Source organism: Kitasatospora sp. NPDC057518 (assembly GCF_042802075.1).
GTDB lineage: Bacteria > Actinomycetota > Actinomycetes > Streptomycetales > Streptomycetaceae > Kitasatospora.
In genome coordinates, this window is sequence record NZ_JBHVEU010000611.1 from 1 (window position 1) to 4,290 (window position 4,290).

The window sequence follows — 4,290 nt, forward strand, 5'->3', positions numbered from 1 at the left end:
GGTGCGGTGGGGGCCCGGTCGGGCGTTACGAGGTATGACCGTACGACGATCAGAAGGCCGGGATGACCGAGCCCTGGAAGGTGTCGTCGATGTACTTCTTGACCTCGTCGGAGTGCAGCAGCTCGGCCAGCTTCTTGACCCGCGGGTCGTTCTCCTTGCCCTTCTTGACGGCGAGGATGTTGGCGTACGGGTTGCCCTCGGCCTTCTCCAGCACCAGGGCGTCGGTGGCCGGCTTCAGGCCGGAGTCGATCGCGTAGTTGCCGTTGATGACGGCGGCGTCGAGGTCGGCGACGGAGCGGGGCAGCTGGGCGGCCTCCAGCTCCTTCCACTTGAAGTTCTTCGGGTTGCCGGTCACGTCCGCCGGGGTGGCGGTGGTGGTGACGCCGTCCTTGAGGGTGATCAGCTTGTTGTCGGCGAGCAGCTTGAGCGCCCGGCCCTCGTTGGTGGCGTCGTTCGGCAGGCCGATGGTGGCGCCGTCCGCGAGGTCGCCGATCGCCTTGACCTTCTTGGAGTAGAGGCCCAGCGGCTCCAGGTGCACGGGCTCGACCGACACGATGTTCGTGCCGTGCTTCTTGTTGAAGTCCTCCAGGTACGGGACGTGCTGGAAGTAGTTGGCGTCGGCCGAACCGTCCTGCACCGCCGTGTTGGGGGTCACGTAGTCGGTGACCTCCTTGATGTCGAGCTTGAGGCCCGCCTTCTCCGCGAGGTTGTCCTTGACGTACTTCAGGATCTGGCCGTGCGGGGTGGGGCTGGCCACGACCTTCAGCGGCGCGTTCGCGTCGGAGGAGGAGGAGCCCGAGCTGCCGCAGGCGGCGAGCGAGAGGGCGATGCCGGCGGTGGCGAGGATGCTGGTGAACTTCAGGGCGTTGCGCACGAAAAGTGCCTTTCTGCGTGGAACGGGGAGCCGCGTCCGGGGTCGGACGAGGGAGGTCTAGGAGGCGGCGAGGTCCTTGTCGGGAGCCGCCGGGGTGCGGCCGAGCAGCCGCGTCCGGCCGCCGGTGCGGCCGCGGTGGGACAGCCGCCGGACGGCGAAGTCGCCGATCAGCTGGACGGCGGTGACGATGATCACCAGCTCGGCCACGATGACCCACATGAAGGCGGTCTCGAAGCGCTGGTAGCCGTAGTTGACGGCGAGGGTGCCGAGGCCGCCGCCGCCGACGGTGCCGGCCATCGCGGAGTAGCCGACCAGGGTGATGACCGTGGTGGTGACCGAGGCCACGATGCCGGGCAGGGCCTCGGGCAGCAGGGTCTTGCGGACGATCGTCCAGGTGCTGCCGCCCATCGACTGGACCGCCTCGACCAGCCCCTTGTCGACCTCACGGACGGAGGTCTCGACCAGGCGGGCGAAGAACGGGATGGCGCCGATGGTCAGCGGCACGGTCGCCGCCTGCCAGCCGATGGAGGTGCCGACCAGCCAGCGGGTGAAGGAGATCAGCGCGATCATCAGGATGATGAACGGCACCGAACGGGCGATGTTCACGACGAAGCCGATGGCCTTGTTGACGGCCCGGTTGGCCAGCAGGCCGCCCTTGTCGGTGAGCACCAGGAGCACGCCCAGCGGCAGGCCGAGCAGCACGGTGACGAGCGCGGACACCCCGACCATCTGGAAGGTCTCCTGGGTGGCGGGCCACATCAGCTCCCACATCTGGTCCCAGGTCATGCCACCGCTCCGTTCGCCGTACCGATCACGTCCACCTGCAGGCCCTGCTCGCGCAGGTAGCCGATCGGCACCACGTTGTCCTGGTGGCCGCCCGGCAGCTCGACCCGCATCCGGCCGACCATCCGGCCGGCGATGGTCTCCACCGCGGCGCCGAGGATGTTGATGTCGATCTGGTACGTGCGGGCGAGCTGGGAGACGAACGGCTGGGCCGAGCTGTCGCCCTGGAAGGTGATCTCCAGCACGGTCGAGCCGGGGTGGCCGGTGCCGAACTCGCTGAGCGGGAACAGTTCGCGGGCCAGCTCCGAGCCGGGCTTGGCCAGCAGGTCGGTCAGCTCGCCGGACTCCACCACCCGGCCGCCGCGCATCAGGGCGGCGGAGTCGCAGACGGACTTGATGACGTCCATCTCGTGGGTGATCAGCAGGACGGTGAGGCCCAGCTGCTGGTTGAGGTCGCGCAGCAGCTTGAGGATCGAGCGGGTGGTCTCCGGGTCGAGCGCCGAGGTGGCCTCGTCGGAGAGCAGCACCTTCGGGTCGCCGGCCAGTGCGCGGGCGATGCCGACGCGCTGCTTCTGGCCGCCGGAGAGCTGGTTGGGGTAGCTGCGGGCCTTGTCGCCGAGGCCGACCAGCTCCAGCAGCTCGGCGGCCTTGCGGCGGCGCTCGGTGCGGTCCAGGCCGACGATCTCCAGCGGGAGCTCGACGTTCTGCTGCACCGTCCGCGAGGAGAGCAGGTTGAAGTGCTGGAAGACCATGCCGATCCGGCGGCGGGCCTCGCGCAGTTCGCGGCCGGCCCGGTTCTCGCCGCCGGACAGCGCGGTCAGCTCGACCCCGTCCACGGTGACCGTGCCGGAGGTCGGGCGCTCCAGCATGTTCACGCAGCGGATGAGGGTGGACTTGCCGGCACCGCTGGTGCCGACGACTCCGTAGACCTCGCCCGGGCGGACGTGCAGGTCGACACCGGCGAGGGCGGTCACCTCGCGGCCTCGGGAACGGTAGACCTTCGTCAGGTCCGTGGTGGTGATCACAGCGGCTTTCCGTGGGTCGGGGGCGGGCGGCGTGGTCCGACCGCCCGACCGGCTTGCGGCCGGCGGCGGCGTTACGGCGCTGCGCCGGGAGGGTCCGGACCTGCCGCCCCTTGATCGTGGCCGCTGGACGGCCGGGCCGCGCGACGGCGTGGCCCTAACGAGTCACCCGGGCCCGCGGGTCGGCGGGCACGGCAAAGGGAGGGGTCCGGGAGGAGGGGCGCGCTCGCACGGGCGGGAGCGGCGCCGGAGTCTCGCTTCGGGGCGCGAGGAGGAGGCGCCCTCAGCGGGGCGCCGGGGGCGGTGGCCCTCAGCAGTGACACATTCGACGACACATGGCACGCTCACCTGCCGGCAGGGTGCCGGTGGGGGTCCAGTTCGTCGTCGCAGTCATGTGAGCCAGTAAAACAGATGGGTTGATTCCTGCCCAATTGTTTCCCGCAGCTGTCCGCATTGCGGACACTCACCACCGTTGACCAGCGCGGATACGGCTCGGCGCCGCCACCGGTGGTCCGGATGGTGGCGGCGCCGGGAAAGCGCGGGGGCGGCGGGCTCAGGCCGTCGCGGCGAGCGGCTCGGCGGCCGCCTTCTCCAGGTGGACGAAGCTCAGCCGGGTGCTGACCTGCTCGACCCGGGTCTGACGGTACCCCTGCCGAGCGTACAGCCGCAGGTTGCCCAGGCTGCGGTGGCCGGTGAACAGCCGGTAGGCGCTCACCCGGCCGTCCTGGGCCAGGCGGCGCTCCAGCGCGTCCAGCAGTCGGCCGCCGAGGCCGTGGCGCTGCATCCGCGGATGGACCACCAGGCGCCCTATCCGGCCGACGCCGTCGGCGCCGACGTGGCCGCGGACGGTGCCGACCACCTCGTCGCCCAGCCTGGCGACCAGGAAGTGCTGCTCGGACAGTTCGGCGCGCAGGCTCTCCAGGCTCTGCGTCAGGGGCTCGATCGCCCAGTCGCCGTACAGCTCGGCCTCGGGCTGGTAGCCGAGGTACTGGAGCTTGAGGATCTGCTCCGCGTCCTCGGCCTCCGCGGCCGAGATGATCACGCTCATGCCCATGTGGAGGGGCCTCCCCAGTCGTCGTGCGCGGCGCGCGGAGGGTAGGCGCGCTCACGCTCAGTATCCGAGTGATCGCGCCACCGTCAAGGGCTGCGTTCGCCAGCGCTCTACCCGGGTGTCAGCTTCCCTCAACCTTCGCGGGGGCGGACGTGAGGAGGGTCACCCCCCGTGCCGCACACGTTCCGCTCGGTCGCACGGGCTTGCGCTCAGGGGTAGCGCTCGGTGTGGAGCAGCATCCGCAGGCAGGCCAGGCAGCGGGAGCGGGTGGGGCCGATCGAGCCGCGCGGCATGCCGAGCCGCTCGGAGAGCTCACGGTAGGTGGGCGGCGGATCCTCGGCGAGCGCGGCCATCAGCTGCGGACAGCGGCCGGGCAGGGCGGCGACGGTCTCGCGGACCGCGCGGCGGCGACACTCGTCGAGGTAGACGTCCTCGGCGGAGGGGGCGAAGGGGAGGGCGGTGCACACACCGTGCATGACGGCCCGGGGCGGGGCCGGTTACGCCCGGGCCGGGGCACGGACGCGGGAGGGGCGCGCCGGCCGGACCGCCGCGCCCCTACC

At 71.2% G+C, this 4,290-nt stretch carries 5 protein-coding genes; all 5 read right to left on the reverse strand.

The features are described 5' to 3' along the window. Window positions 1-49: 49 nt before the first annotated feature. Window positions 50-874 (reverse strand): MetQ/NlpA family ABC transporter substrate-binding protein, encoded by an 825-nt coding sequence (locus ACFU7Z_RS37075; protein ID WP_380741455.1) that lies wholly within the window; start codon window positions 872-874, stop codon window positions 50-52. A 57-nt stretch (window positions 875-931) separates the two neighbouring features. Further along, window positions 932-1,660: a methionine ABC transporter permease gene (locus tag ACFU7Z_RS37080; protein ID WP_380782481.1), complete on the reverse strand. Its 729-nt coding sequence runs from the start codon at window positions 1,658-1,660 to the stop codon at window positions 932-934. Beyond that, window positions 1,657-2,682: a methionine ABC transporter ATP-binding protein gene (locus tag ACFU7Z_RS37085; RefSeq protein WP_074002359.1), complete on the reverse strand. Its 1,026-nt coding sequence runs from the start codon at window positions 2,680-2,682 to the stop codon at window positions 1,657-1,659. Before ACFU7Z_RS37085 ends, ACFU7Z_RS37080 begins: the two co-directional genes overlap by 4 nt. Window positions 2,683-3,232: 550 nt before the next feature. Beyond that, on the reverse strand, window positions 3,233-3,733 hold the full coding sequence (locus ACFU7Z_RS37090; protein WP_049652066.1) for a GNAT family N-acetyltransferase: 501 nt from the start codon (window positions 3,731-3,733) through the stop codon (window positions 3,233-3,235). Between the two features lie 206 nt (window positions 3,734-3,939). Further along, entirely contained in the window at window positions 3,940-4,197 is a 258-nt protein-coding gene (locus tag ACFU7Z_RS37095) for a sigma-70 family RNA polymerase sigma factor (protein ID WP_053112078.1), read from the reverse strand. Between the last annotated feature and the right edge of the window lie 93 nt (window positions 4,198-4,290).

Coding starts and splice junctions, on each gene's coding strand:
- ACFU7Z_RS37080 (WP_380782481.1), bottom strand. CDS start 1,660: ATGACCTGGGACCAGATGTGGGAGCTGATGTGGCCCGCCACCCAGGAG.
- ACFU7Z_RS37090 (WP_049652066.1), bottom strand. CDS start 3,733: ATGGGCATGAGCGTGATCATCTCGGCCGCGGAGGCCGAGGACGCGGAG.